Genomic DNA, 2,119 nt, shown 5'->3' with positions numbered 1-2,119 from the left:
GGCAGCCGGCACGACGGCCCCAGCACGCACGACGGCCCCGGCACGCCCGGAGGGGGAGGGGGCCAGCCAGCCGGTGGTGCTGGGCGAAGTCCAGTCCGCCACTGTTGCGGAGCAGGTGAACCTGATGCTCCAGGACTCAGACAACTACCTGGCGGAAGCATTGGGGCGGCTGACAGCGCTGGCCGACGGGCTGCCGGGAAGTAACGACGGCGCCACGGCGGCGGTGGGTGCGCAGCTGGCCGCTGCCGGACTGGGTGCGGAGGGGATGAAGCTGGTGGACGTGTGCGGCCTGGCCATGGGCAACCAGGTCCCGGCCCGGCAGTTTTCCGAGGTGGTGCGGGCCATCACGTCCGGCATGGACACCAGGCTACGGGCGGCGCTGGACGGCTTCCCGGTGGCGGGCCTCTCCGGAACCCTGGATACCCGGTACCGTGATGCCGCCACCGCCCGGGGTGCGGGACTGGTGCGCGCCAAAACCGGCACCCTGAACACAGTGCTGGCCCTGAGCGGCTACGTGGTGGACGCGGACGGCCGGCTTCTGGTCTTTTCCTTCATCGGAAACGGACTGACCCCCGGTGCCGCGGGGAACAAGGAGGCGCTGGACCGTGCCGCCACCGCGCTCGCCGGCTGCGGCTGCCGCTGAGCGTCGGTCCAGGGCGGCCCTGCCCTGCACGAAAGGTGCCGCGCCAGCAGTGCCCATGCGGCCCTGGCCAGCACCGTGGCGCGGCCCGTACATGGCGGGCAAAGGTTCGCCGGTGAGCGAACTTAAGGACTATCCCAAGCATGCTGTGTTCTGATGGGAACCATGGAGCCCACTGCACGCGAGTCGTCAGCCCAGACGTTGTCCGCCACGGCACAGTCCCTGATCAACTGGGACCTCGCCGCCTCCACCGCCGCGCGCCTGGCCCCGGCCGGGCCTGTGCTGGACCAGGCCGCCATCAGCGAGGCCGTGGACAGCCTGCGGCGCCTGGCGGATGTGTCCGTTGACCATGTCCACGAGATCACCGGGCTGGAAGCCGCCCGCGACCTCCGCGACTCCTCCGTGCTGGTGGTGGACCGCGCATCCTGGGCCAAAGCCAACACGCAGAGTTTCGCCGTGATGCTCAAACCCGCCATGGAAAAGATGCTGGAAAACAGGCAGGGCACGCTGAGCCCGGGCGCGGCCAGCGTCAGCGGGGCCATCACCGGAAGCCAGCTCGGCGCAGTCCTGGCTTTCCTGGCCAGCAAGGTCCTTGGCCAGTACGATCCCTTCGCTGCCCTTGCGGAAGGGTCCACCGCGCCGCCGGCCGGCAGGCTCCTGCTCGTGGCCCCCAATATTGTGGCGGTGGAACGCGAACTCAACGTCACCCCGGAGGATTTCCGGCTCTGGGTGTGCCTGCACGAACAGACCCACCGCGTGCAGTTTGCCGCGGCCCCGTGGCTCCGGCACCACATGCTCGAACAGATCGACCAGCTCAGCGTGCACCTGCTGGGCAACGTCGATTCCCTGATGGAGCGTGCCACCGCTGCTGCCCGCTCGCTTAAGGACCGTACCGCCTCGGGGAACACTCCCGGCCGGGGCGCCATACTGGACCTCCTCCAGGACCCGGAGGAGAAGGCCGCCATCTCGCACCTCACCGCCGTGATGAGCCTCCTGGAAGGCCACGCCAATGTGGTGATGGACGCCGTGGACGCCAGCATCATCCCGTCCGTGAAGACCATCCGGCAGCGGTTCAACGACCGCGGCAAGGACCGCGGCGTGATCGAAAAATTCATCCGCAGCCTCCTGGGCCTGGACGCGAAGATGCGCCAGTACTCGGACGGCGCCAGGTTTGTCCGCGCCGTGGTGGACGCCGCCGGCATGGAAGGCTTCAACAGGGTCTGGGAGTCCGCGGACCACCTGCCCACCGAACCCGAGATCCACGACGCCAAGCTGTGGCTTGAGCGGATGGGACTCTGATTGCCGCGCAGCCAGCCACCTGAGGCCGCTTTCGCCGTCGAAGCCACCGCCGGGAGCTCCACTGCGGGCTCTGCTGCGGGCGCCGCCGCGGGTGCCATGAGCGGCGGGTTCAGCAGCGGACGACGACGGGCGCCAGCCTGCCGGGCCGTCGTCGCCCGCTGCTGAACCCGCCGCTCATGG

Annotated in this window: 2 protein-coding genes; both read left to right on the top strand. The window is 69.6% G+C overall.

Translation table 11 applies throughout. The annotated features are described in order from the left end of the window. A partial coding sequence (dacB, locus tag ACKAE7_RS20760; RefSeq protein ID WP_408980193.1) for a D-alanyl-D-alanine carboxypeptidase/D-alanyl-D-alanine-endopeptidase occupies positions 1–643 on the top strand: 643 nt, incomplete at its 5' end. A gap of 162 nt (positions 644–805) precedes the next feature. Then, on the top strand, positions 806–1,939 hold the full coding sequence (locus ACKAE7_RS20755; protein ID WP_190612824.1) for a zinc-dependent metalloprotease: 1,134 nt from the start codon (positions 806–808) through the stop codon (positions 1,937–1,939). The last annotated feature ends 180 nt before the right edge of the window (positions 1,940–2,119 follow it).

The sequence above is a fragment of the Pseudarthrobacter sp. NKDBFgelt genome (assembly GCF_046097905.1).
Lineage (GTDB): Bacteria > Actinomycetota > Actinomycetes > Actinomycetales > Micrococcaceae > Arthrobacter > Arthrobacter polychromogenes.
This window is presented reverse-complemented; position numbering and strand designations above follow the sequence as displayed.